At 47.2% G+C, this 25,152-nt stretch carries 21 protein-coding genes; 14 read left to right on the top strand and 7 right to left on the bottom strand.

The features are described 5' to 3' along the window. Positions 1-299: 299 nt before the first annotated feature. Positions 300-1,607: a DUF4249 domain-containing protein gene (locus tag ACYVE4_RS18900; RefSeq protein ID WP_461041757.1), complete on the bottom strand. Its 1,308-nt coding sequence runs from the start codon at positions 1,605-1,607 to the stop codon at positions 300-302. A 520-nt stretch (positions 1,608-2,127) separates the two neighbouring features. Here ACYVE4_RS18900 and ACYVE4_RS18895 point away from each other — a divergent pair. The 4 genes from ACYVE4_RS18895 (at position 2,128) to ACYVE4_RS18880 (ending at position 9,955) form a co-directional block, all read left to right on the top strand. Continuing rightward, positions 2,128-2,559: an energy transducer TonB gene (locus ACYVE4_RS18895; RefSeq protein WP_461041756.1), complete on the top strand. Its 432-nt coding sequence runs from the start codon at positions 2,128-2,130 to the stop codon at positions 2,557-2,559. A gap of 333 nt (positions 2,560-2,892) precedes the next feature. Further along, entirely contained in the window at positions 2,893-3,807 is a 915-nt protein-coding gene (locus tag ACYVE4_RS18890; RefSeq protein ID WP_461041755.1) for a metallophosphoesterase, read from the top strand. 663 nt (positions 3,808-4,470) lie between these two features. Then, complete coding sequence (locus tag ACYVE4_RS18885; protein ID WP_461041754.1) at positions 4,471-7,254, top strand: PAS domain S-box protein; 2,784 nt, start codon at positions 4,471-4,473, stop codon at positions 7,252-7,254. 538 nt (positions 7,255-7,792) lie between these two features. Then, complete coding sequence (locus ACYVE4_RS18880) at positions 7,793-9,955, top strand: sensor histidine kinase (protein WP_461041753.1); 2,163 nt, start codon at positions 7,793-7,795, stop codon at positions 9,953-9,955. A 103-nt stretch (positions 9,956-10,058) separates the two neighbouring features. On the opposite strand, the gene ACYVE4_RS18875 is transcribed toward ACYVE4_RS18880, so the two are convergent. Beyond that, positions 10,059-10,253 carry an RES family NAD+ phosphorylase gene (locus ACYVE4_RS18875; RefSeq protein WP_461041930.1) on the bottom strand — a complete coding sequence of 65 codons (195 nt, stop codon included), beginning with the start codon at positions 10,251-10,253 and terminating at the stop codon, positions 10,059-10,061. Continuing rightward, the gene (locus tag ACYVE4_RS18870; protein WP_461041752.1) at positions 10,184-10,588 is read right to left on the bottom strand and encodes an antitoxin Xre/MbcA/ParS toxin-binding domain-containing protein; all 405 of its coding nucleotides are present in this window, start codon (positions 10,586-10,588) and stop codon (positions 10,184-10,186) included. Before ACYVE4_RS18870 ends, ACYVE4_RS18875 begins: the two co-directional genes overlap by 70 nt. Before the next feature lie 449 nt (positions 10,589-11,037). On the opposite strand from ACYVE4_RS18870, the gene ACYVE4_RS18865 reads away from it, so the two are divergent. The 3 genes from ACYVE4_RS18865 to ACYVE4_RS18855 all read left to right on the top strand — a co-directional run bounded on the left by ACYVE4_RS18865 (position 11,038) and on the right by ACYVE4_RS18855 (position 13,516). Beyond that, positions 11,038-11,661, top strand: coding sequence for a hypothetical protein (locus ACYVE4_RS18865; protein ID WP_461041751.1), 624 nt, complete (start codon positions 11,038-11,040; stop codon positions 11,659-11,661). A gap of 437 nt (positions 11,662-12,098) precedes the next feature. Beyond that, a complete protein-coding gene (locus ACYVE4_RS18860) occupies positions 12,099-12,281 on the top strand; it encodes a DUF2158 domain-containing protein (RefSeq protein ID WP_461041750.1) in 183 nt (60 codons plus the stop codon). Between the two features lie 71 nt (positions 12,282-12,352). Next, entirely contained in the window at positions 12,353-13,516 is a 1,164-nt protein-coding gene (locus tag ACYVE4_RS18855) for a cytochrome-c peroxidase (RefSeq protein WP_461041749.1), read from the top strand. A 393-nt stretch (positions 13,517-13,909) separates the two neighbouring features. On the opposite strand, the gene ACYVE4_RS18850 is transcribed toward ACYVE4_RS18855, so the two are convergent. Together ACYVE4_RS18850 and ACYVE4_RS18845 are read right to left on the bottom strand one after the other, a co-directional pair. Then, positions 13,910-15,484: a cell division protein ZapB gene (locus tag ACYVE4_RS18850; protein ID WP_461041748.1), complete on the bottom strand. Its 1,575-nt coding sequence runs from the start codon at positions 15,482-15,484 to the stop codon at positions 13,910-13,912. 129 nt (positions 15,485-15,613) lie between these two features. Further along, positions 15,614-16,072 carry a hypothetical protein gene (locus ACYVE4_RS18845; protein ID WP_461041747.1) on the bottom strand — a complete coding sequence of 153 codons (459 nt, stop codon included), beginning with the start codon at positions 16,070-16,072 and terminating at the stop codon, positions 15,614-15,616. A gap of 222 nt (positions 16,073-16,294) precedes the next feature. On the opposite strand from ACYVE4_RS18845, the gene ACYVE4_RS18840 reads away from it, so the two are divergent. Both ACYVE4_RS18840 and ACYVE4_RS18835 read left to right on the top strand, forming a co-directional pair. Further along, positions 16,295-17,452, top strand: a complete 1,158-nt coding sequence (locus tag ACYVE4_RS18840; RefSeq protein WP_461041746.1) for a sensor histidine kinase — start codon at positions 16,295-16,297, stop codon at positions 17,450-17,452. After that, a complete protein-coding gene (locus ACYVE4_RS18835) occupies positions 17,436-18,167 on the top strand; it encodes a LytR/AlgR family response regulator transcription factor (protein WP_461041745.1) in 732 nt (243 codons plus the stop codon). Before ACYVE4_RS18840 ends, ACYVE4_RS18835 begins: the two co-directional genes overlap by 17 nt. Before the next feature lie 254 nt (positions 18,168-18,421). On the opposite strand, the gene ACYVE4_RS18830 is transcribed toward ACYVE4_RS18835, so the two are convergent. Next, positions 18,422-18,700, bottom strand: a complete 279-nt coding sequence (locus tag ACYVE4_RS18830; RefSeq protein WP_461041744.1) for a hypothetical protein — start codon at positions 18,698-18,700, stop codon at positions 18,422-18,424. A 237-nt stretch (positions 18,701-18,937) separates the two neighbouring features. Between ACYVE4_RS18830 and ACYVE4_RS18825 the strand changes: the two genes are divergently transcribed. From ACYVE4_RS18825 to ACYVE4_RS18810, 4 genes are all read left to right on the top strand, one after another. Further along, complete coding sequence (locus ACYVE4_RS18825; protein ID WP_461041743.1) at positions 18,938-20,002, top strand: ligand-binding sensor domain-containing protein; 1,065 nt, start codon at positions 18,938-18,940, stop codon at positions 20,000-20,002. 294 nt (positions 20,003-20,296) lie between these two features. After that, positions 20,297-20,539 carry a hypothetical protein gene (locus ACYVE4_RS18820; protein WP_461041742.1) on the top strand — a complete coding sequence of 81 codons (243 nt, stop codon included), beginning with the start codon at positions 20,297-20,299 and terminating at the stop codon, positions 20,537-20,539. 60 nt (positions 20,540-20,599) lie between these two features. Further along, the gene (locus ACYVE4_RS18815; protein WP_461041741.1) at positions 20,600-21,826 is read left to right on the top strand and encodes a sensor histidine kinase; all 1,227 of its coding nucleotides are present in this window, start codon (positions 20,600-20,602) and stop codon (positions 21,824-21,826) included. A 97-nt stretch (positions 21,827-21,923) separates the two neighbouring features. Further along, entirely contained in the window at positions 21,924-22,772 is an 849-nt protein-coding gene (locus ACYVE4_RS18810) for a hypothetical protein (protein ID WP_461041740.1), read from the top strand. On the opposite strand, the gene ACYVE4_RS18805 is transcribed toward ACYVE4_RS18810, so the two are convergent. Beyond that, positions 22,767-23,282, bottom strand: a complete 516-nt coding sequence (locus tag ACYVE4_RS18805) for an alpha/beta fold hydrolase (RefSeq protein WP_461041739.1) — start codon at positions 23,280-23,282, stop codon at positions 22,767-22,769. The two genes, ACYVE4_RS18810 and ACYVE4_RS18805, sit on opposite strands and share 6 nt — an antisense overlap. Before the next feature lie 655 nt (positions 23,283-23,937). Here ACYVE4_RS18805 and ACYVE4_RS18800 point away from each other — a divergent pair. Continuing rightward, the gene (locus ACYVE4_RS18800; protein WP_461041738.1) at positions 23,938-25,020 is read left to right on the top strand and encodes a PA14 domain-containing protein; all 1,083 of its coding nucleotides are present in this window, start codon (positions 23,938-23,940) and stop codon (positions 25,018-25,020) included. The last annotated feature ends 132 nt before the right edge of the window (positions 25,021-25,152 follow it).

Genomic DNA, 25,152 nt, shown 5'->3' with positions numbered 1-25,152 from the left:
TTTTAATTTCTGTCAAGGACTTTACTATCTGTCAAACTCAATTAGTAGCCTACGCTAGTCTTGTTTCCAACTGCAAAACTGGATTTCTTTACAGACTGAAATCAAGTTATCAACGTACCGTAGCAGTTACGGCTGATTGTGCGGGTTGTATTCAGGTTCCGACGGAAATGATTCATTACGGCATGTCGAAGACGGCGAAACTTTCGGTAGCCAACGGACTGGCTCAACTCACCAAAGGCACAGCCGTTACGGTCAACTCAATCTTACCCGGCCCAACGTATTCCGATGGGGTGGAACCATTAATCCTGCCAACCCACTGGCTTGACTGGCGTCTGAGAGTCTTTTGACTCACAAATGGCGGTAAACGGTCGAGCACGACCAGACTTATCAACAAGCTGAATTTGAGGCACTGTCGGTGGAGAGGGTTCGGGATGAGGTTGACGGGCATTCAAGGCATAAAACAATTCTGCCCCCGCCAGGCCCGAGGAGCCTGCCGGATCAGTAGCTCCCAGGGGAAGGCCTGTCGCGTCTTTCCGATCCAGCCAATACCGTTTTGCCGACACAGCCGAGGCAGTAAAGTAACCCACCACTCCTTCCGTCTGGGAGCTAATGTTACGAACATTGCCACTTAGAACGCTCGGCGGTGCATCAACCAAGGTGCCTGTTTTTTGGGTTTGATCCGCCACTTGCTTATAATACTGATAGGCCGATGCCGGTAAGGATGCCTGGCGGATTTCCACTAAACAAGGCGCATGCTGATAGTACGGGATATGGCCCACCAACTGACCATTTACCAGATTACCATCGGTGTACCTATCCGAAAAGAGCTGCAACGAATAACTGGAAAAAATAGCCCAGCACTGGGTGCGGCATTCATAATAATACACAAAATAGGTGTCCAAGGCGGGTTGTCCCGGTTCATTTGGCGGATAAAAACAATTTTCAAATAGTGAGTCCCCCGCTGTATAGTACCGAATTCCTCCAGACGAATAATTTTTAACCACGTTGTTGACCGAGTATACCCCCATACCACACGAGCGGCACCAGTTCTGTTTTTCCCAGAGTTTCCAATCCCAGCGGTAATAATTGGGCTGATGGATTGGATCTTGGGTATCCAGGTAGACATCATAGCCCGCTCTGAAAAAGCCAGCCAGTGCTTCGGATGGAGGTAGGCTCACTGGGTTAAATCGAGCATAGACTCGATTGATGGGGGCCACATCGACCATCACCTGTTGAGTGGATTGGTAGCGAGTACCCTCCCACAGGGTAAATCGTAATTGGTAAGCGTGACTAAGCTGCCCTTTAAAGTCAACGGGAAGCTGGTAAGTTCCCGGCTCGGTTTCATGAGCCGGAATGACTTGGGTTGAATCAACAACGACTTCCACGCTCGCTTTGGTGATGGGTAAAGTCCCAAAGCGGCCGGTGAGCGGATCCGCTTTTGATCGACTGAGTCGAATCGTCTGAGCTTCGGCCAAATTGGTGATTGTGCCATCGATGACAAGGATGTCATTGGTGCCGTGCACAAGCAAGTCCTCCGGATCGACACAGGCCACTGGCAACGTAAAGCCTAGCAACCCTATCAGCAGCCTACAAACAGTTGAGCGCATAAACGACGCTGGATAGATATAGGTCAAAAGTGAACTTACTCGCTCGTTTTACTCGAAGGATGAACTTTTACCCCATACTTTATCTCTAGCGTCCTGGATGCCTTAAGCGTGTACGAAGTTGTTTTCGTACCTATACTGCTCAAATGAAAAAGCAGTCATAAGGGTTTATTCGTCTCACGTGGGAGCGTGGCTGTTGCACAACTACAAACGGTTGGTGCCAGAGGACAATTCAAGGTAATCCGCCCCTGATTTTGGTTAAGATGCCGCTTTCTGAACCTGTTGCAGATCAGGATAGAGGCCCAAATTAAACAGTAAAATAGTTGTGCAACAGCCACGAGCGTTTTTCTGAGATGGTGGTTTTATTAACTGTCCAGTGGCTGCGGCCTACCGGCCACTACGGCTCAATCAACAAACATACGGTTTTAGAACAGGTACACACTCATAATCCGTAGTTCTACTTGCTATACTAAGCTGGATTTACCCTACTCTTGTCTTGCTATTGATACCTAAATCGTTACGGATGAACACCAACTCGCTTTTTCATCGCAGTCAGCTGACAGCCTATGCGCTGCTGACTGTATTATTGAGTACGTTCTTGGGCACAGCTCAGGCTCAAACCGAATCGGCTCGCGAGCGCGAGCTATTTACAGTTGTCGAGCAGCCCCCCGAATTTGTAGGTGGCATGAAAGCCTATGAGTCGTTTATGAATGCCAAGGTTCGCCAGCTAAAAGACACATCCAGCCACAAGCTGACCGGTAAAGTGTTTGTCAGCTTTACGGTCACCGATCAGGGAGCAATTGAAGAGGCAATGGCGTTGAATCGTCAGGGATCCTTGGAGGCAACTGAAGCCGTTCGGTTGGTGCAGAGCATGCCGGCCTGGAAGCCCGGCAAACAGGCGGGTCATGCGGTCAATGTCAAGTATAATGTACCGGTTAACTTTAGTAAACCCTGAAGCTACGGGATATAGGCAGGAACGTAGCGCGTTCAACAGGCCTCGCTTAGCTTTTCTTTTGAAGCCTCTTGCGCTGGGTTATGTATCGATGAAGTCTGTACAGCTTACTTCACCAATCGATGCCTAAGCTAACCATCAGAATCATACCAACTGTTGTGCTGATTATTGCCCGAAATCAGCTACTTCTTTACTACTCTTTTTGTTCCGGCGACCGCGTCCAGTAAAAGATCGTGAGTCCATTTGTTAACTTATAGATTGGCTAATGAGACCCGCCCCGACAAAGGAATTGGTCAATAACTTCTATATTTAATCGAAGAGCTTTCTATACCAACTATGTATGATATTATTGGCGATGTACACGGCTATGCAGATAAACTTATCCAGCTTTTAGAGCTATTGGGGTACTCATCACAAAATGGTGTCTATCAGCATAAGCATCGAAAGGCGGTTTTTGTCGGCGATTGGATCGATAGAGGGCCACAAATTCGCCAAACATTAGCATTAGTCCGTTCGATGATTGATACTGGAGCGGCATTAGGCGTATTAGGTAACCATGAATTTAATGCGTTAGCCTTCCATCAGGAAAAACCTACCGGTGGGTACTATCGGCAACATTCACCCCCAAATATTATCCAACATTACCAAACGCTTTACCAGTTTCGTAATCACTTAGATGAATGGCAGGACTATCTTGATTGGTTCTATTCGGTTCCTTTGTTTTTATCTCTTGATAGAATTCGGGTAGTTCATGCCTGCTGGGACAATGCTAACATACAATTATTACAGCATCAACTGGGCGAGGGTAAACTTGCTCCTGGCTTATTGCCTGAAGCAGCCACCAAACACACAGCCCTTTGGAAAGCCATTGAAGAAACGTTAAAAGGGAAGGAAGCTACCTTACCGAACCAGTTGGTTTTTTCTGATAAAGACGGCAACACCCGCCATAAAAGCCGCATTCGTTGGTGGACAGAAGTAACTTCTGCTACAACCTATGGCGAATATTTCTTTGATGCTCCTGCAACTATTGCAAACGTTTGTGTCGATCAAAGCGTCTATTCGGCTCAACTACAGAATGATACCGATACACGTCCGTTATTTTTCGGACACTACTGGTTGACCGGCTCTCCCTGGCTTACCTCGAAACGGGCATCGTGTCTGGATTTTAGTGTGGCAAAAGATGGTGTGCTGGCTGCTTATTCATGGCAGGGTGAAAATGAACTCAAGGTTGACCATTTGTTTTGGGTGTAAGAGAACCTTCTGGGCCGATTTAGTGTCCTAATTCGTTTGTGATCCAAACTGAGGGGGTGAAGTTGCCCCGGATTGCGCAGGATTTAGTCGTGAATACGTACCGGTATATGTCTTCGAGGCTAGTGTCGGTCTTCTGATCGACGGGAAATCACTAGGGGAGGCCCAGTGCTACTGGCCGGATTTGTGAAGGCTTCCCTGCTGTTGAAACCAGCGGTTGGGCAGCGACATGAACGCTATTTCGTCTCAACTGAGATCGATAAAATAAAATATGTTTTCACCTTTAATCCAGTGTTAGATTAAAAGTGAAAACATGAGAAATAATGAACAGACTCGTTATAATAACTGGTTATTCACCCCTGTTAAGTGACTTTGTTTGCTTCTTCATCCTTGACAACTTGGAGCCAGAAGGTCAAAAAGGTGGGGTCAATCCATTATCGTTCACTTGTGCCGGACTTCAAGATGAAAAGTTTCAAATTCGTAATCTGCACTTCACTGGTATAAACTCTCCAATGCCTCTCTGTTGAGTTAATCGTACATAAAAGCATTATTTATTACGATAACAACATACATTACTTTTTTGCTACTTTGGAAGGAAATTCTAGTCGTGTGAATAACGATAAGCCATTGGGCAAGAAACAGACAAACTCTTCCTCTGAAAACAAAATGCTTCGCTCTACTGAAAAACAGGTTGCGAACGCTTTTCAGAAGGCTACTACAGGGCTGGTTATTATCCAGGCAAATGATAGGCTCATTCATACGAATAATGCCTTTAGCGCCCTAACTGGCTATTCAACAAAGGAACTGCTTTCTCACTCGTTTGAGGCCTTGCTGCACCCCGAAGATCGGATGTATTATCAGCATCATCTGACGAATCTGATAGGAGGGGCAGCCGACTCGCTGGCAATTCAGCTACGTTGTCTGCACAAAGAAGGGTATGAAGTATGGGTCAAGATTCACACCACTATCCTACAAAAGGAAGCGGGGCAGGTAAACAGCTTATTTTCTCTCGTTGAGGAAATTACCCAGGAGATTCGGCTGCGACTCGACCAGCAAAAGTTATTGGCGTTGGTCGACAATAACCTCAATTTTATGGCCATTGCCAGCCTGGAAGGTCAGCTTACCTACCTTAATGAAGCGGGACGACGACTGGTGGGGCTTGGGCAAACCGAGACCCTGACCGGAGTGCTGGTGGCAGACTTTTATTCACCCGAACACTATCGACTAATTCAGGAAGTAGCCGTTCCTGCCTTACTCAAACAGGGATACTGGACGGGCCGAGTGGAGCTCAAGCATTTTAAAACCGGTGCGCCCATCCCCTGTCAGGCTAGCGGGATTCGCATTGATGATCCGCATACAGGTAAGCCCATTGGTCGAGGCTTTACTTTGCGCGACTTACGCAATGAACTAACCGCTCAGGAAACCCAGCGAAAACTGCTTACCCTGGTCGATAACAGTATCGAATTAATGTCCATTCTGGAATTGGATGGCAAAAATTCCTATCTCAACAAGGCGGGTATGGACCTGTTGGGCTTCGAAGATGCCCAACAGGTCCAAAAAACGCCCATTGCGTCACTCCATGCTCCCGAGCATTTTGACCTGGTAGAGCGAGAAGTACTCCCCAGCGTGATGGGCCAGGGACGATGGTCAGGAGAAATGCTGGTGCGCCACCTTAAGACGGGCGAGATCTTCCCGGTCTTTAATAATACCATTCGAATCGATGATCCCTATACGGGCCAGCCGATAGCCGTCGGGGCCGTTATGCGAGACAGAAGGCCGGAACTGGTGGCTCAGCGAGCCTTGGAAGAGAGTGAGTTATTTGCCCGCAATGTGTTTCATCACTCGCCAGTAGCCAAAGTGGTGCTAGTAGGGCCCGATCGGGTTATTCGTTCGATTAATGAAAAGATGCTATTCATCTTGGGGTTGGATATGACTAGTGTTGGCAAACCCTTTCAGGCAGTGGTACCGGAAGCAATACGGATGGCGCTGAACCTGCCGCTCAACGAAGACTTTACGCGGAGCGATACGTATGATCAGTCAGAAATTCGATTACCCCTTACGCACGCAGGTGAGTGGGGCTACTACGATGTGCTCTGTAAAGCTTTGCACAATACGGACCAGGAAATCTACGGCATCATCCTTACGGCCTCCGATGTTACAGCTCAAGTGCTAGCTCGTCAGAAAGCAGAAGAAGCTGAAGCCGCGCTACAGGGAGCCATTGAATTAGCTCAGCTGGGTACCTGGCAAATGGATTTGGTGACGGGTCGGATCGATTATTCTAATCGGTTAAGAAGCTGGTATGGTTTAGACCCTACAGAGACAATTACGCCCCAGAGAGCGACAGCGGCTATCCGACAGACTGACCTGCCACTGATTCAGTCTCTTATAACCCAGGCTATGATGCCGGACTCAAGTGGCGAATTTACTGCTGAATACACCGTTGATGCAGGCGCATCAGGCCAGGAGCGGATTCTTCAGATGCAGGGTAAGGCGTATTTTGGTGAGACGGGTCAGCCGTACCGACTTAGCGGTACGGTGCAGGACATTACCACGCAACGCCATCTCCAGCTTGCCCTCGAGCAACAGGTGCAGCAGCGGACCGAAGAACTGCAGGTCATTAATGAGGAACTAGCGGCCAATAATGAAGAATTAACTGCGGCCAGTGAAGAGTTAAGGTTAGCGAACCAACAGCTGGAAGAAACGAACCATCTGCTGACCCGTTCCAATCAGGATCTGGAACAGTTTGCCTACATAGCTTCGCATGACTTGCAGGAGCCTCTTCGCAAACTGCTTCAATTTAGTGACCTACTCATTCAGCGCTACGCCCCCCAACTAGGCGAAGGCCGGATGCATTTGGAGCGGATGCAGTTAGCAACAAGCCGAATGTCCCGATTGATCAAGGACTTATTGGCATTTTCCCGCATATCAACTCGTCCAGCACCCAATAATCCAGTAGACTTAAATGAGGTTTTGGGCCGTGTGCAAGATAGTTTAGCCGTAGCTATCGATGAAGTAAGTGCGGTGATTACCGTAACGGGTTTACCCACTCTGGCGGGCGATGCACTTCAACTGGAGCAGTTATTTCAAAATCTGTTAAGCAATGCCCTCAAGTTCAGTCAGTTTAACCAGGTAGAAGGGAAACCATCTTGCCAAATCACCGTACGCGCCCATCAAGTAATGGCTTCGACACTCCCCTCTCCACTTAAGCCGCCTACCTCCATTGAGTCTTACCACTGTATTGAGGTAATAGACAACGGAATTGGTTTTGATGAGAAGTATCTGGACCGGATTTTCCAAGTGTTCCAGCGTTTACATACAAAGGATACATTTGCGGGTACAGGCATTGGACTGGCCATCTGTCAAAAAGTAGTGGACAATCACCGGGGAATGATTACAGCCAGGAGTAGCCCGGGCAATGGTGCTACGTTTCAAGTCTATCTTCCAGCTTGATATAGTTCTAGTTGTCTCACAATGAGTAATATAACATTGCCAGAAAGTTAAATTAAAAACGCTGGCTCTGTTTTTAGGGTGGATTTTTTGTGTTGATTCCCCTCAAAATAGGGCTAACTGGCATCATTGTCAAATTGTATTACGGTGGTATAACTTGTATCACCTGACAATCTATATCAGTGTTTTTAGGAGAATAAGCACAATAGTGGTTACTTCTTATTGGGATTCCATTCGTACGTAGGCAACCCTGCTCTGGTTTTTATATATCTTCCTAGTAACCGTATTTTCCTACACGGCTCTTTGTTTCAATCTGGAATCGATCAGATCAAACCCAAATTGATAGGATTTGTCTCAAACGAGATAGCTTTTGCCAACCTTGTTCAAATATCTTTGCTAGCTAAGGTGTACATAAATCAATGGCTGGGTCTTTTTCCTTTAAAGTCGAATTTTACTTATTGAAAAGGAGATTACCATCCGACGAAAAGCTTCAAAAGGTCAAAAGGTAATGGTATCCAGTCCTCCCAATCGCTTCCTGCTTATGAAATTCTTGTTAGCCTTGGTACTCGCTTGCCTAACCCTAACGTATTGTCCGGCTCAGCAGACAACCGTTACCCTAAGTAAGCGCATGTTTGATGCTAATCAGCTCATTAATCTGTCATCAATGCGTGGATGGGTTTTCAAGGCCGGACATAATCCCGCCTGGGCTAGTCCTGGGCTAAATACCAGTGACTGGGCTCAACGCACGCCAAGCACGTTATCCGTTAGCGATACCGACAAAACGGGCCGGGCCGAAGGGTGGTTTCGGCTCGCAATTCGCCTAGACTCCACGTTCTCAGATATACCACTGGGAGCCTCTAGCTTCTGCTGGACAGCGATGGATTTATATATTGATGGGCGGTTGATTACTTCCTTTGGTCAGACAGGGGCCGATAGTGAATCGTATCGTGAACACTATCCGTATTATCAACCAGCCATTCCGCTTGAGTTGACTGCCGACCATGAACATCTGATCGCGCTTCACGTTGTCGATTATGTCTCTCCCTTTTCAACGAATCTTTTGAAGGGCGAGTTGGAGGATGGAACGAGCAAACTCATCCGAATCGTTGGCCCAAAGACGTTTGACTGGCTGCAAAATAATCCCCGATTCTTTTTAATTTATTCCACCCTTTGGCTAGCTGTATCCTTCCTCTTGACTATGCTGTACTGGCTGTTAGCCTTACAGGATTTGTATGAAAAGACAACCATTCAACTGCTCGCTATCGGCGAGTCGTTTCTTGTTCTTTACTGTATGCTTACGTTTGGGGATGCCGTTTTTCAGCCTCCATTCATCGTTGAAGTGATTATTTATCGATTAGGAAATGTCTTTTTATGTATCGCTATTGCCTTCTTACCCATTACCCTATGGCGTATATTAAAGTACCCACCCTCCTGGCTACTTACTTGTCTACTGATTGGCATTTCAGTAGTAGGCGCTGGTCTAACCGCTTACACCTATACTAATTTATTCAGCTCTATTGCCACGATCTTCGACTTTTTACTCTTTTTCTGGTTGCTTATTTGGAAAAGAAACCAACTGCAAGGGGCTCAATGGGCGATAGTCGTAGGCGCATTTCTGACGATTGGCTTTGCGCTAAGCATTGCTCTATTACTCATATCGGGTGCCAATGACTTTACCCCTTGTCTTTTACCCTTAGGTACCGGTTTCTTTCTATCCTTACCCCTTTCCCTATTAGTTTATCTAGTTCTACGCATCAAAGAAATCGTAGCCGAAGATCGAGCGAAAGCTACTGCGGTAATGCAAATTACGGAAGAGAAGCGTCAGCTTTTAGCAACCCAAAATCAACGCCTGGAACAGCAGGTTGAAGCTCGTACCGCTGAACTGAAAGCTTCCCAAGCCCAACTCATCCAAAAAGAAAAACTAGCCAGTCTGGGGGAGCTCACGGCGGGCATCGCCCACGAGATTCAGAATCCGTTGAACTTCGTCAACAACTTCTCCGAAGTCAGCGCCGAACTAGTCGATGAGCTTAAAGCGGAGTTAGCTAAAGGCGATCTGGAGGAAGCCAACTTTATTGCCGATGATCTGGCGAGCAACCTGCAAAAGATCAATCACCACGGTGGCCGGGCTAGTAGCATTGTTAAAGGCATGCTCGAACATTCCCGCACGGAATCGGGCGAGAAACGACCTACGAATTTGAATGCGCTGGCGGATGAATATCTCAAGATTGCCTACCACGGTCTAAAAGCGAAGGATAAGTCCTTTAACTGCCAGTTAATCACCGACTTTGATCCGACTCTGGAACCAATCGAAGTGGCCCCCCAGGAGATCGGTCGGGTGTTGTTGAATTTGTACAACAATGCGTTTTATGCCGTTTCGGAGCACGCCAGACGAACCAACAATCCCGATTATCAACCAGCCGTAACGGTTCGTAGCAAGCGAGCGGGTGATCGGGTGGAGATTCGGGTACTAGACAATGGTACAGGTATTGCTGAGTCAGAGCAATCCAAAATCTTTCAGCCTTTCTTTACCACCAAACCAACGGGCGAAGGAACGGGATTAGGTCTTTCGTTGAGCTACGATATTATTACCAAGGGCCATGGGGGAAGCTTAAGAGTGGAGAGTCTGGCGGGTGAAGGCAGCACGTTTGTTATTGAATTCCCACTGCTGTACAATCAGATTCCTACGAGTAACATCGTCGCCTGAAACACCCTATTTATGATGCAGATACATGAACGCACTTGCGTCTGACCTTGGTGTCTTTTAGAGTGAAATTTTGATCAAGCATTGGCGAATCCTTCAGTTGTCTTTAAAGAAGCCGAGAATCCCTAAAATAATCCTCAGTTCTAACCAGCTGAACATGCTGGCGAAAGTCAGGGTGCTCAGTGTTAATGAGGTAATTGTACTCATAGATAATGATAGCCGAAGGAACTTTCAGAAGTAGACTTTCCTGGTTGGTATACCAGCTGGACCCAGTCGATTGTAAGGTAGCATAACCGGCCAGAGTTCGCCAGTTAGGGGGGCTTTGAGTTGAACGCTCCGCATTAGGTAATCATCTTTACTGATTCGAAATACTTCCATCCCCTGCACATTATCTCCGTATTCCGTAGCCGTTAACCGATCATCGACAAATTTTATCCCAGTGATCGTATTTAAATAATCATTAGGACTCTTGTTGTCAAAATAAAAGTTGGACCGGTTTAGCCACTGGTCGAATTCTTTTACGGAGCCAAATACCTGAATGCCGTGCTTGATAAGCGATAATAACAAGAGTACCTGTTCCTTGACTTTATCCTTGAACGTCGTTGGCTGCTTTTTGTATTCCCGGAATGTTTTCATACTCACATTGAGCCAGTCTGAAATAATGGTATCGTTAAACTCAGTTAAAGTCTTAATGGCATTGACATGCTACTTCAATAGCTGTCCAACTTAATCCCTGGCTTATTCGCAGGGATGAGTCGATGTAAACATAAGCACTGTCCCAAACCTAGTTGGTCCTCTCCGGCTATAGTACACTTTCTTGCCTACCAAACCGCCCATTTACTGTCGACTGGCTAGCGATGCGTATTTCACAAACTTACGCCTGCTGATTTAAAGGGCTTCCTTACCCAGTCGGTGCTACATTACCACACGCAGCTCATGAAGCTGGCTTCCCCGTTAGAAGGTTAATTTTGCAGCACTCTCAAATAACGGTAATATTGTCAACCGGTACCAGGCCGTTAGACTGACAATGGCAGCAAAATGCCAGTTTGTAGGTGACAGGCCATGACCCATACCCGAGTTTCGTAATGAAAATTTCCCTGACTTTTAGCCTTATTGTTATCAGCTTGTGTAAGGCTTATGCTCAGTCAACAACAGACTCCGCAGCTACCCGGAAAAATAGTCTGAAAATCAATCCCCTAAGTCTTATTGTAGGCGATCTATCGGTGTTTTATGAACGGATGCTGACCAAACGGGCATCGCTGGTGGGTGGTGTTGGCTTCGGTTCGGAAACGTATGAATATCACGACTCCAAGAACCCCGTGCCGAGTTTATTTCACTATAAGCGGGCTACGTTGGAATATCGGCACTATTTCCGTCGGCGTCCTCTGTCCCCTACGGGCTTTTACGCAGGGGCATACGGTCGCTTTTCCGAACTCACGCTTGAGGACTATCTGTTCGACAATCAGGGTACTATTGTTAGAGACCCGAGTGGTACATTAGTCAGAACTACCCGGCAGCTATCCGTCTGGATGCCCGGCGCTTTGGCTGGCGTGCAGACAAGCATAGCGCGAGTCGTATTCGATTTGTTTGTAGGCCTTCACTATCAACTACCGACCAGCAGTCCCCCTCTGAAGGCAGTCCTGCCGGAACTCATGAGCCGGAAAGGTTTTACTCCCCGCTTTGGGCTGACCATGGGCTATCAGTTTTGATGATGACCTTGTGTAGGGTCTGTCACTCAGCCAATTGGTAATTTTCTACATCACCAGTAGGGTAATGGGCTAACGAGGTTGACTGAACCGATAAAAATCATCATTGGATGTGGACATAAACCGTCATGACTTGAAAAGTCGAATCCCATACAAATACCCTATTTAGGGAGCCCCCATGAAGACTTCGTCGTCTCAATCGGGAGCCTATGTTGAGATTTGCCTTTTCGTACTTTACTTTCCAGCGTACGAAAAAGCATCAGCAAATTTCTCTCCTTCGCCCTGATCTCCGATTAACGTTCAAGTTAAAGAGACTATTTTCCCACTCAATTTTTGGCAGTCTATCTGACTAAGAGCCGATTTCGTTGGAAATTAGGTCTATTCAGTACTTACTACTATCAATCTTGCTGCTAATTATACTGGAAAAGTGGTGAACGTTGATGAAGTTTAGGGTAGGCGATCTCGTGAAATCGAAATCGGGTGGACCAGAAATGGTGATTACAGGGTTTGGTTATTCAACGCTTGATAAAGCATCTTCTCATGCGGATGCCTCAAGCTCCATCTACTGTGAGTTGTATGAAGGTATAATCCAGACAGATAATTTTACTAGAGGACGATCTTGACAAAATAGGACCAAGTTAAGGTGGAATTAAAGTGCGCAAAAACTAGTTATTTATACTTATTCGTCCTAGCGATGCGCAAACCTCTACTAGCTCTACTCTCGATACTTATTTTTTTCGCTGCTGTTATTCAAGCTTGTAAAAAAGAGGATTACAGCTCGTTCGTATTAGTACATACTCCCATTGATCCTGCTACCATCCCCCCAGTCAGTAACCCCATTACCAATGATACGGCTCTGCTTGGCCAGCTGCTGTTTTGGGACCCTATCCTGTCAGGCGATAAAGACGTAGCCTGTGCGACCTGCCACCACCCCAATAATGCCTACACGGATGGATTAGACCTACCACTAGGTACCAATGCCGTTGGTTACGGACTAAACCGCCGGTTTCTAAAGCCCAACGACGTGCCTGTAACGAAGCGAAATACGCAGACATTACTCAACGCGGCCTTCAATGGCATGGATGGTAGCGGAAAATATGATCCGTTGACCGCGCCAATGTTCTGGGATTCCCGTACCAAAAGTCTCGAAAATCAGCTGATCGGCCCGCTAACAACATTTGAAGAAATGCGTGGTCATGCTTATAGCGAGGCTGTTACGCTAGACAGTCTTGCGGCCCGGTTGACAAAAATCCCTGAGTATCAACAACGGTTTCAGACCGTCTTTGGCAGTAGTCAGCCCATTACAGCGGCTACTATTGGTATAGCGATTGCGACCTTCGAGCGTACCTTGACTGCTATGAATTCACCCTACGATCGGTATCAGAAAGGGGATAAAACGGCGTTAACGAACCAGCAAATTCAGGGAATGCTAATCTTTAAGGACGAAGGCTGTTCTATTTGTCATTCGGGGCCCATGTTTTCCGACTATAAATTGCATGTGATGTCGGTGCCTGATAATCTCCAACTAGCTAGTTCGGATGCGGGCGCAAGTAGAACCTATGCGTTTCGGACACCCTCCTTGCGAAACGTTGGGCTGACGGCTCCGTACATGCACAGTGGAGTTTTTCAGACGCTAAAACAGGTGTTGACGTTTTATGACGATATTGGCGAGCCTATTTCACAAAATTCGCACGTGCCAGTGCAGCAACTGGACGCAAACATACAGCGGATTGCCCTGCTCCCCGCTGATCAGGAGAATCTCATTGCCTTCTTAAACGCCCTGACCGATTATGGTTTTAATCGGTATATCCCCGATCATGTTCCTAGTGGTCTTACCCCGGGTGGCAACATCCGGTAGACTGGTTAAATTTTCCAGGGAATGGAGTTAAGCCGCCTTATTGGGTGCGTTTACCGTCGCGGTACGAAACGCCCAACGCACCCATATATGGGCTACAGTCTGGATAGGAATTGGTTTTGGGCATCCCTTCAACTTGGCGTGATGTTAGTCTTTCTGTATAGATGGCTAGCAGATAGAAAATCAAACTAAAACACTACTCACTTTTACAGACTGCTTTAGGTTTTGGCCACTAAGCAGTTAACCATATTGAACAAAATTGTTGCTTATTCCACTTTCTTACAAAAAGGCTCCCTAAAGCGAGACGAAGGAAGGGTTGTGCATTGGCGGCTACCCTTCCTTCGTCTCGCTTTAGGGACGTTAATTGAGAAAACGAATACGCCTAGTTGGGGATACTTACTGCTTCTTTAGGAGCTGGTTGACGAGTTTTTTTACCTCCGCAATTTCTTGTTTGTGCTGCTTTTCTAACCAGTCAATTCTAGCCTGCTGCTGGTTGTGCTCTGATTGTAGTTGTTGCCTGATGGTCTGGTTTTCGTTCGCCAGTTGAATGCTGTAAAGAGTTAACTCCTCCACTTTCTCTAATAACAGAGCATTCATCTTCACTAAATCAATTCCGTCTTTGGCAACCTGCTCAGCCGACGGAACACCGGGCAAATGGCCCTGCTTGGCTATATAAGTGGCAACCGACGGAAGTGAACGAAGCTGATAGGATGAACTAAATACCTTATCACTCCACTCAGCCGGACTACTGATTCGAAGCTGATACCGAGCCTTAACCACCTCGCCTTTTTCATTAACCGTTAAAAACTGGTCAGTCGTTCGAATAGCTGGACTAGCCTCTGTCAGGTTCGTTAATGTTAAGCCACTGGTGTTAGGCGATTGGCTGATCACTTCCAGGCGGTTGGTTGGCGCGGACGTACCAATCCCGACGTTAACCTGGTTGCCCAATATCAGCGCATGACTAGCCGTTACCCGGCTGTTGGCACCAATGGCGATCGCGTTTTGTAGGCCTTCTTCGGCCTGACTGTTGTAACCCATCAGCACGTTATCACTCCCATCAGTAACCGCGGTGCCCGACTTTGGCCCAATAATGATGTTGTTACTGCCCGTCGTGAGATTACTCCCCGCCTGATAGCCCATAATCGAATTATTGTTGCCCGTGGTAGTCGCTCGACCGGCCTGATAGCCTACATACGTATTTTGAATGCCCGTCGTGTTACTCTCCCCAGCATACCCCCCAAGAAACGTATTGACCCGACCGGTGGTATTGTTCGAACCCGTAGCGTAGCCCAGGAACGTATTGAGTTGGCCTGAGGTATTACTATACCCGGTGTAACCGCCTACAAACACATTCAACAAACCGGAGGTATTGGCCTGCCCCGACAGCCACCCCAGAAAAAGGTTATTGGACCCCGTCGTGTTGCTCTGGCCCGCCTGATAACCCAGAAACGTATTGCTCGATCCTATATTGGCATACCCTGTTTTGGTCCCCACAAAGACATTATCGGTGCCTGTTACATTGCTATAGCCTGACTGATGGCCGATAAACACATTGTAATCGGCCTGATTGTAATAGCCTGCCTGAGCACCGATAATATTATTGCCAGTGCCTACATCACTGGGGTTGGCAAAATTAACCAGGTAAGAACCTGCTTGATAACCAATAAAGACATTCTGGGTGCCTTTCATAAACCAGCGTCCGGCACTATAGCCAATGGCGGTGTTGCCCGAGCCTGCACTGTAGCTGCCGTTGTTTGCCCCCACAAACGTATTGTAGGTGCCGCTCGTATAGGGAGGATTTCCGTTAGCGCCTTCTACTCGATCGATAAAGCCCAGACTGGTGTTGTATTGGCCATGGGTGTTATCGTTACCCACTCCCATCAATAGATTTTTATTGGCGATTTGGGCCTTTAATGGGCAATGGCTGGCGGTCAGCAGTAGGATTGTGCAAAGAAAGAGTAGTTTGTTCATAATCGTGATGGAGAAAAGGAATGAAACTAGTCAAGCTTGCCATTGACTCACGATAGGCCTCTAAACCAAGTACTTGCTCTTACCTATGATGACATCAATCGGGGCTGACTCGTAATGAGGATAAGCAGGTTATTTACCAGCAACGGGAAATAGCTTTTCATCCACCTGGGTTCCCTGACCGGCTACGCGGCACCAGCCACTGGCCGCTTTGTGGTACACTTCCAGGCGACGTACCTTGATGGTCACATCTTGCCCGTCAACTACCAGCTTTACATCGATCAGCGCATTAACCACAGCCGTCGTGCCGTCATAAATTCGAATAAATTGATGGCCGGCAACGGGTTGTACCGACTTAAAAACTAGCTTTTCTTTTTTCTGCACCGCTAGCCATTGCTGATGGGAAAAGGAAATATCGCCTTTGGGGCCGACCGCAATAAAATCTGCACAGTCGATCAAAGTGCCGGGTTGCTGATGGCGTAGTAATTCCCGGATCGCCTGTCGTTCTTTCGGATAACTAGTCGTGTCTAGCTGGGCGAACACACAGGTGGTAGCCAGGCTTAGTAAAAAGAGAGTGAGCAACGTTTTCATGGCGTTCGTTTTTCTCAAAAGTAGACAAGTCCTTCCTGCATTTTTTGAGAAGTCGCCTAACCAGTCGGCTCTGAAAACAGACAGTGTTTTTTTGCCGATAAGCGCCTTTCGTCGTCGACCAAATGCGCTTATCGACAACGTAGCCACCTTGGTCGAATACGTACTTGATCTTCGTTTTATCTGGTTGCCGATCTGTATCTTCGTGGCAGACCACGGCCAAACATGGAGCAACTCCCCTTTATTTATTCAAAAAATACAGCCTGGCGGTTCGGGCGGCATCTGACGTTCTGGCTGCTCTGGTTTTTGTTCCAGCTGCTGCTGTATTCCTTTTCGCCATCACCAGCCTTGCAACGGCAGCCCTTTGGGCATCGCCTGCTGATTACCTTACCGGAAACGCTGATTTACCTCATACCCAGCTTATTCCTGGCGTATTCGCTCATGTATCTGGTTATACCCAAGCTCGTCATTCCCGCTAAGTACGTCCTGGCCACTCTTTGTGCCCTTGTATTGGTCTTCCTAACTGCGGCTTTATCGGCTAGCTTGTCAATGACGATTATTGATCAGCTCCGCCACCAACTGGCCGATCCGTTATCGCCCGTTGTGGCCAGGGAGCCGCATCCCCCCTTCTCGGTTCAGTTCGGGGTAGCCATGCTGGCCGGGTTACGGGGAAGCATTACCGTAGGCGGAGTAGCTGCGGCCATCCACTTGTTGAAGTGCTTTCAGGAAAAGCAACAAACGGCTCTCCAACTGGAAAAAGAAAAGGCCAATGCGGAGCTTCAGATGTTGAAAGCGCAGTTGCACCCGCACTTCTTATTCAATACGCTCAATACGATTTATTCATTGACACAAGAGGTATCCCAGCAAGCATCCGGGATGATCCTGGGGCTTTCGCACTTGCTGCGGTATATCTTGTATGAGTGTAATCAACCGTTGGTTCCCCTCCAAAAGGAGTTAACCATGATCCGTGATTATCTACAGTTGGAAAAGGCGAGGTATGATCAGGGGCTTGACATGGTAGTGCAATTGCCCAAAACGACCCATCATCTCATTGCCCCACTCCTGCTGTTGCCCTTTCTCGAAAACGCCTTCAAGCATGGGGCCGGTCGCATGCTTGAAAACCCCTGGATCAGCTTAACCGTAACCCTGCACGACGATACACTGGCGATGAAACTGATTAATGGCAAGCCAGCGGGCCAGGAGCATCCGTCACCCGGTATCGGCATAGCCAACGTTCGGAAGCGGCTGGAATTAAGTTATCCGAACCAACATGAACTAGCCATCCATGATGAAGAAGAGATGTATATTGTTAACTTGACGCTTACATTAACACACGCCTATTCTGAGTCAGTCAAATCAGTCTATAATGGAGTCGCCGACTAACTATACCTGCCTGATCGTCGACGATGAGCCACCTGCCCGGGAAGTACTGCGTCGGTATATCAATCAGGTGCCCATGCTTACCCTGGTGGGCGAATGTACCAACGCGATTCAGGCCCTTACGGCCTTAAAACAGCAGCCGATCGATCTGCTGTTTCTGGATATTCAACTGCCGCAACTAACGGGTATCGAGCTGATCAAAATGGTAACCCAACCGCCTAAAATCGTCCTGACCACGGCCTTTGAGCACTATGCCGTACAAGCCTTTGAACTGGACGTTACCGATTACCTGGTTAAGCCAATTAGTTTCGAACGGTTTTTAAAGTCGGTTAGCAAAGCCTTACCTGACCACAAGCTTTCACCGATGGGTCAACCGCACATGCCGCACCAACCCGAAACGGCTACGGATGCCTTTCTCTACTTCCGGGCGGAGCGGAAAATGGTCAAGGTTTTTCTGCATGATATTCTTTACATAGAGAGCCTCAAAGACTATGTCAGGATTCACACAACAAAAGGCGCCATCATCACCAAATACGCCATGACGGCCCTGGAAGCCATGCTGCCTGGCCCCTCGTTTCTGCGGGTGCACCGTTCCTTTTTGGTCTCACTGGACAAGATTGAGTCGTTTACCTCCGAGGAGATTGCTATTGGCCCTCACTTGATACCCATCGGTAAATTATACCGGCAGCAGACGCTAAAATTGTTGAACCCTAGCTAGCCTGACTGCTTAAAAAATTGACGGTGCAGACAGCAGACCACACTACAGTTGTCCATTTATAGGGTGGTTTTAACCGTCACGACGTTCCTGAAGATATGGCCATTCTACCTTTGTTTGCATGGAGCCAGTTATACATATTATGTTCTACCGTCTCAGTTGGGAGCGATTAGAAGACTGCTGATAATGAAACAGTTGGAAAATAAATAATTGACTAGCTCCGCTTGACAGGGTAATATGCTAAGGGGTAGGGCTTACTATTTATCTCCCCGCTTTTGTACCTCCTCAAAATCGCCAACCACCCATTTTGGTTTGTTAGTACCAAATGGATCGAGAATGAACCGCCCCGTTTTTGTGTCTAGAATGATTGTTTGGTGTTCGCTTGCAACCACCTGAAACCGGCGGGTATCCAGAACCGCCGGGTCGGGCTGGCTGTCGTGGTCGGCTTTGAAGTTGACTAACGTTAGCAGGCCGCCTAGCGTCAGCGCGCCCAGTAAAAACGAGCGGATGTCAATAGAAATGTTAATAGTCTTCATACTAGATGAGCTTTGTGATTTTATAAACAATGTCTTTCCCAATATACAAATTGCTACACAGGATTTATCGTTTCAGGAGGGAGCGTTTTCGTGAGACAGTTGAATAGGTAACTATCCCCAGCAGCCAGTAAAAGCTGCTTTTACCTTTCGTTGACATTCTTTTACAAGCTTTGCGCTAAATCTCCATGGAAAGACGTGTAGATTGTTGAAAAGGCCCGGTTTTAACAAAGAAAAACAATGAAACTCGTTCCCGCAATCACTTTGCTGCTGTTGGTTTATTGCATTTTCTGCAACGGGCAAGCCGGAAAAGACCAGCCAAGAGAAAAAAGCGCTCCCCAGATAGTGGCTGCTGCCCAAACCAAACTTATAAAAACCCAAGGCTCCCTACCCAGTGATAATGTGAACAGTAGTATCCAGGATAAAGCAGGGAATCTTTGGTTTGGCACGACAAGCGAAGGCCTGTATAAATATGACGGAAAGGTATTCAGCCAATTTACAGTAGCCCATGGGCTGAGCAGTAATCAGATCCATTGTATTGTAGAGGATAAAGATGGTAAAATCTGGATAGGCACGGAAGCCGGCGCTTGTCTTTACGATGGTAAGAAATTCGCTGAAATCCAGATTCCTTTACGAAAAAACCTGCCTCCCAACAGGTACCGGAACACGCATAACGTATTCAGTATTATGCAGGACAAACGCGGAAAATTATGGTTCGCTACTATTGACGGGGTTTATATCTACGATGGGAAGATCTTTACTCCGTTTGTAGTGAATGAGGGGGCAGGTGGCTTTATGAGCAGTAACCATAACGTAGAACGCATTTTAGAAGATAAGGCGGGCAACATCTGGTTGGGTGGGCGGGTTAACGAAGGCGTGTTTCGTTACGACGGTAAATCGTTAACCAACCTGAAAGTAAACGGTAACGATTGGGCCTGCCCTGTTTTTCAGGCCAAAAACGGAGATATCTGGTTTCAAAATTGGAATGGAGCCTACCGGTATGACGGCCAATCATTTATAAAAAATGACGGCTTATCCAATGGCCCTGTTACCCGAATAATAGAAGACAAAAAAGGTACTCTTTGGTTCGGAGGTGATGGTCGTGGACTTTGCCGTTTCGATGGAAAAGCTTACACTTATTTTACGGAGAGAAATGGCCTGACGAATAACGATGTCTGGTCAATTTTGGAGGATAGAGCCGGAAATCTTTGGATAGGTACCCGGAACACGGGATTGTGTTGTTATGATGGAAAGACTTTTACTCGTTTCACAACAACCGATGGCCAACCGATAAAGCTTTTTTGACAGAATTATTAAAACGAAACTGGCATTATTGGGTTGGGATTTGATGGGATATATCGGAATGATAGTTTTTGTACTTTACTTCCCAAAGTACGAAACAGAAAGACTGAGTTCGATCAAGATTGCTCTTACAACAGGTAGTTAACCCTATAGATCAAAAGCCTACATTTATATCACTCGGTAATTATAGTGTAGAGTATGCAACACTATAATTACCGAGTGAAGAGACGAAAATGACACTAGTAGTTTGCCAACCAGGTCTGTACGATGCCATCAACTTTCCGATATTGGCCGTAGATGATGACCCAAACGTGGTGGATATTCTCGCACGAGCGGCTAAATACACGTTTCCCAAGACCTGCTTTTGTGACGGCTGCTGCATACTTCAGCGAATCGACGGGGCGTGGTCCTCGATTTGTGCTGATGGATATTAACTTACAAAGCGACATAAGTGGTCTGGATTTTCTAACCCTGTTGCGGGGGCATGCACAAGGTCGTTTACTGCTACCGTTATTTTGTCAGCCAATACGAACTCGGTGACCTCAGAAAACTCAACGGGCTACTGATGGTTAAAGAACTGTAGCTTACCTTTACTATTGTATGATTGGTGATCCCCAAACGCTCGATAATGAAGCCATCTTCCGTGCCCTGGTCATGGAATCCCCTATCCCAATTGCCCTGCTGGTGGGGCGGGAAATGGTCATTACCATAGCCAATGAACCGCAGTTAGCCGTATGGGGGAAAGGGGTGAATGTCTTCGGCATGCCCATCGCCAAAGCCATTCCTGAGATGGAAGGACAGCCGTTTCTGGCCATTTTGGATGAGGTGTTTACTACGGGCATGACTTTCGCTACCGACAACACCCCCGCCCAGATGGTGATCGATGGGGTGCCGAAGACGGTATATTTTGATTTTTCCTTTAAAGCCCTTAAAGACAAGCAGGGTGCTGTGTATGGCATTATCGCTACAGGCGTCGAGATTACTCAACAGGTAGCCACTCATCAGGCACTGCTGTTACGAGAAGAACAGTTACGGCAGCAGTCGAGGGAGTTAGATCGACAAGTAGCTGAGCGGACCCAGCAATTACAGGATTCGATTCACGAGCTGAAGCGATCCAACCAAAACCTGCAACAGTTTGCCTATATCGCTTCCCATGATTTGCAGGAGCCGCTTCGGAAGATTCAGCAATTTGGCGACCTTCTTCAAACTCAATTCCCTACTGAGGTAGGCGAAGGGGTAACCTACTTGGAGCGGATGCGAAGTGCCGCTCATCGAATGTCAAGTCTGATTCGAGACTTATTGGGGTATTCACGAATTTCCACCCGGCGGGATAGCAATCAACCGGTATCGCTTACCGCAGTCGTAGAGGCTGTGCTGCAGAGCATGGAACTACTCATCCAGGAAACTAGCGCCACTATCCAGCTTGGTGACTTACCTGAGGTAGAAGGCGATGCTTCGCAATTAGAGCAGTTGTTGCAGAACCTGATTAGTAATGCGCTTAAATTTCGTAAGCCTGGTGTGGCACCACAGATCCAGATCCGCTCGAGTCAGGTGATGTCCCGTGATTTGCCGAAGGCGTTTACTGCCCAACGTGCAGGTAATGATTACTATCGGATTGACGTAGCAGATAATGGGATTGGTTTTGAGGAGAAATATTTGGACCGGATTTTTACGGTATTTCAGCGTCTGCATAATCGAACGGAGTATGCCGGAACGGGCATTGGCCTGGCGATCTGTGAGAAAGTAGTCGCTAATCATGGTGGATGGATAAGCGCTCAAAGTCAACCGGGTCAGGGGTCAACCTTTAGTGTGTATCTGCCAGTATAAACCAGCCTTTTTGTGAGAAAACGTCGTTTACCGTAGTTTGCTGAGTAACGCGTAGATTGGCTAACTCAAGTAGCCCAATTTGCCAAGCCACCTCCTGATGATCAATCCACAAACACTCAGCCGGTTTTATCTTACCCTGGTTCCCTTTGTAGCCGCTGCTGTGGCGTTAGCAATCGGCCACAGCAAACCCCAACTCTATCTACCCATCTGGCTCGTTCATGCCCTGCTGATGGCCATTGCCGTTTGGCGTTTGGGAAAGAATTGCCTAACCAGCTTAGATTCTCAACAAAGGCAACGAGGTACCATTGCGTTACTTGTGATCATCCCTTGGATCTTCTTTACCGTCTTCGCGGGCATGGGACCTCCGCCCACTTCCATTCCCGACTGGGTGGCCACTGCTACCGAACAACAGATTCGGTATGCTTTGTTACTAGCAGGAGGGATTTCAATCACGGCTGGATTGGCCTTACTGGCCGACCAACTTCGTCAAAGCGGTGAGAAGACGTATTGGTTACTAGGCTTACTGGCTCTGGGTATAGCCCTCCCTTTATTTATCCTCAACATGGCGTATTGGGGTAGCTTTTTAGTCGAATCGTTCACCAACTTTTCGGCCGCTTCGGTGGCCAAAAGGCCCGATTGGTACTTGTCCATGCGCGCACTTTTTAGTTGGATTAGTGACGTGGAGGTCGCTCTTTTGTATTTGGCTACGGCTGCTTTTGGGGTAGCCTTACAATCGGCTGGCTGGTTCAAAACGGGTGCTTGCCGGGCCTATATCCTCTTGAGCCTGGTGGGCGCTTTGTTGAGTGTACTGCCCACGTTTTCCCTGGAACCGTTAGTGATTGCTAGCTACTTAGTGTCCATCCCTGCCTTCCCCTTCATTATGCCCTATCTGATGGCGCTCAATTTGTTGACCTTAGCCAATCGCAATTTTAACACAACTTCATGAACGCTCACGTATTTCAGCTGGACAATGGATACTAGCAAACAGCTCTTTACTGGCCGTCATGGTATTATAAAAATTTGCCCAATTCGTCAAGTACTCCTGCAATCGTCCGGATTCAGGCATCAACGCCAACTGTTGTCTAAAGTAAAGGCTGTTCAGCTTAGACATCTCCTTTACATTTAAGTTGACTTTCCGCAAACCAGGAACCTGCTCCCCAGCGCCCATAGCGATCAATTTCTTCACGCTTCCCGGGTATATACTCGCTAGTTTATACCCTGTGTAAGCCCCATCACTAAAGCCTAAAACGGTAACACTATCTTTTGTAACGGCTTGAATCACCGCATAAATATCATTCGCCTTTTGTTCACACATAACGGGAGAATGGCCTATTTCCGATTTGCCATGTCCCCGTGTAGAGATAGCTATGGTTTGATAGGATTTGCTTAAACTATCAAGTTTAGCCATTTCATAAGTAGAATCCACGCCACCGCTGTGCAACTGAGCACCTTGCACCTTGCCGATGTTTGGCGAATTAAAAGGTTAAAATTCTGAAGCATGGAGTCCAAATGTATACAGCCATGGCCGATCGATTAAATGCCACGGATACTAGCAACTGGCGTGACCAGGCATTCTTCACCATGACTGTCCATCGATCCGCTTCCAATAGGTAAGTCCATAAAAGAGCAATTTTTGAGATATGGTAAAGGCTATTTGTTAATGGGACGTCTGTATCCTCATTCCGTACTACCCGTTTAAAGATCATTTGATTCCTGCCCTCTACTCTGTCAATTACTATCCAGTAGCCTTCTTTCCTCCTGCGTTTAGGCAGTCTATTAATCCCAAGCATTTTAGTGAAAACCCCTGGGACTGCTTACAATAACAATTATATTATTTGTATATATAATTTTCTTATATATTTTTGTTTCGAACTTAGATCCTGATTCTACTCATGGCGACGGATTCAGCCAATTGGCAGTTTTTACGTGGAACGTTGAAATCAATTGAGCTGCCCCTATTGACTCAGACAGGAAGAATACAGGATTACCAGACTACTCAGACGGTTGAAAAAACGGACAGCGAGCTAACGCTTACGTTTCGCCAAACGCACCATCAAGCATCCACTCATCTAAAGGCTAGTTACTGATCCTGTTGCTGTAAAAATTCGTTTATGAAACCAGTCGCACTTTATGGATATATGTTGCTTTGCTTACTTGCACAACAGGTTTGGGCTCAGTCAGGACTGAAAGGGGATTACTACGTCGGAACCAATTTTGAGCAGAAAGCTTTCTCCCGAATCGATCCAGCGATCAGTTTCAACTGGGACAGACGGAGTCCGGGAAAGGGTCTTTCCCGCTCCTATTATTCGATACGCTGGCGGGGTAAACTGCTAGCCCCCACTACGGGGGAATACGTGTTTTTTGCGAAAGTGAATGATGGCATCCGGGTTTGGGTCGACAACAAGCTGGTGGTGGATTCCTGGCAGCTCAACTCTTATAAACATTATAATGGCACCATCGTGCTGAAAGCCGGACAGTATTACGATCTGCAGGTTGATTATTTCAATGCCATCGAATGGGGCGAAATTTACCTCTACTGGAAGCCCCCGCCAACGCCTAAGTCCGCCTTGAATCCGTTCGCCGAAAGTGGGGAGCCTATAAGCGCGCAGTATTTTTTTCAAAAAGCTCCGCCCATTACGGAGGCCACTAAACAGGTAAATACCGCCATTACCAAACGACCAACAGTTATTGTAGCAACTCCCAAACTGGCACTGCCCAAAAAACTAAAAACCGCTAAACCGAACCTGATCTTGGTACCAAAACCCCCGAAAAGGCTAACGGTTACTGACTCGTTAGCCGCCGTATCCACGCCCATTCCTCCACCGGCTACTGAGCTGCCACCACCGATCATGGCCGGAGTTACTTTGATTTTACGGACGGTGCAGTTTGAGCAAAGTAGTTACGTATTGCTGGCCCAGGCATCGATTGAGTTGAATAAGCTCATTCAATCCCTAAAAGCCAATCCACAGTGGCATGTCCATATTGCTGGCCACACCGACAATGTAGGTGATCCCCGGCTGAATCTAGCGTTATCTGAGCATCGGGCGAAAGTAGTAGCTGCGTACCTGAGTAGGCGGGGGATTACTGATGAACGGATCACCACTGAAGGATTCGGTAGTAAACAACCCCTTGGTGACAACACGACTGAAGGAGAACGGAGCAAAAACCGTCGTGTAGAGATTACCATTCGTTGAACTTTAATTACCTATCTATCCAGCTATTCTGAGCGGAATCCGTTCTACTTAGCTCTAATACGTTCAACACCTTTTTAAATGCAAGAAGCGGTTCGTATTGTAGGATAAAAGTTGATTCGCTAAACGCCTGCT

The sequence above is a fragment of the Spirosoma harenae genome, assembly GCF_054776975.1.
This window is presented reverse-complemented; position numbering and strand designations above follow the sequence as displayed.

Bases quoted from the DNA above. Each gene is read 5' to 3' on its own strand.
- ACYVE4_RS18895 (WP_461041756.1), top strand. From the start codon at position 2,128: ATGAACACCAACTCGCTTTTTCATCGCAGTCAGCTGACAGCCTATGCG.
- ACYVE4_RS18800 (WP_461041738.1), top strand. From the start codon at position 23,938: ATGAAACCAGTCGCACTTTATGGATATATGTTGCTTTGCTTACTTGCA.
- ACYVE4_RS18855 (WP_461041749.1), top strand. From the start codon at position 12,353: ATGCGCAAACCTCTACTAGCTCTACTCTCGATACTTATTTTTTTCGCT.
- ACYVE4_RS18890 (WP_461041755.1), top strand. From the start codon at position 2,893: ATGTATGATATTATTGGCGATGTACACGGCTATGCAGATAAACTTATC.
- ACYVE4_RS18850 (WP_461041748.1), bottom strand. From the start codon at position 15,484: ATGAACAAACTACTCTTTCTTTGCACAATCCTACTGCTGACCGCCAGC.
- ACYVE4_RS18840 (WP_461041746.1), top strand. From the start codon at position 16,295: ATGGAGCAACTCCCCTTTATTTATTCAAAAAATACAGCCTGGCGGTTC.
- ACYVE4_RS18870 (WP_461041752.1), bottom strand. From the start codon at position 10,588: ATGAAAACATTCCGGGAATACAAAAAGCAGCCAACGACGTTCAAGGAT.
- ACYVE4_RS18820 (WP_461041742.1), top strand. From the start codon at position 20,297: ATGATGACCCAAACGTGGTGGATATTCTCGCACGAGCGGCTAAATACA.
- ACYVE4_RS18900 (WP_461041757.1), bottom strand. From the start codon at position 1,607: ATGCGCTCAACTGTTTGTAGGCTGCTGATAGGGTTGCTAGGCTTTACG.
- ACYVE4_RS18860 (WP_461041750.1), top strand. From the start codon at position 12,099: ATGAAGTTTAGGGTAGGCGATCTCGTGAAATCGAAATCGGGTGGACCA.
- ACYVE4_RS18810 (WP_461041740.1), top strand. From the start codon at position 21,924: ATGATCAATCCACAAACACTCAGCCGGTTTTATCTTACCCTGGTTCCC.
- ACYVE4_RS18845 (WP_461041747.1), bottom strand. From the start codon at position 16,072: ATGAAAACGTTGCTCACTCTCTTTTTACTAAGCCTGGCTACCACCTGT.
- ACYVE4_RS18825 (WP_461041743.1), top strand. From the start codon at position 18,938: ATGAAACTCGTTCCCGCAATCACTTTGCTGCTGTTGGTTTATTGCATT.
- ACYVE4_RS18885 (WP_461041754.1), top strand. From the start codon at position 4,471: ATGCTTCGCTCTACTGAAAAACAGGTTGCGAACGCTTTTCAGAAGGCT.
- ACYVE4_RS18815 (WP_461041741.1), top strand. From the start codon at position 20,600: ATGATTGGTGATCCCCAAACGCTCGATAATGAAGCCATCTTCCGTGCC.
- ACYVE4_RS18830 (WP_461041744.1), bottom strand. From the start codon at position 18,700: ATGAAGACTATTAACATTTCTATTGACATCCGCTCGTTTTTACTGGGC.
- ACYVE4_RS18835 (WP_461041745.1), top strand. From the start codon at position 17,436: ATGGAGTCGCCGACTAACTATACCTGCCTGATCGTCGACGATGAGCCA.
- ACYVE4_RS18880 (WP_461041753.1), top strand. From the start codon at position 7,793: ATGAAATTCTTGTTAGCCTTGGTACTCGCTTGCCTAACCCTAACGTAT.
- ACYVE4_RS18865 (WP_461041751.1), top strand. From the start codon at position 11,038: ATGAAAATTTCCCTGACTTTTAGCCTTATTGTTATCAGCTTGTGTAAG.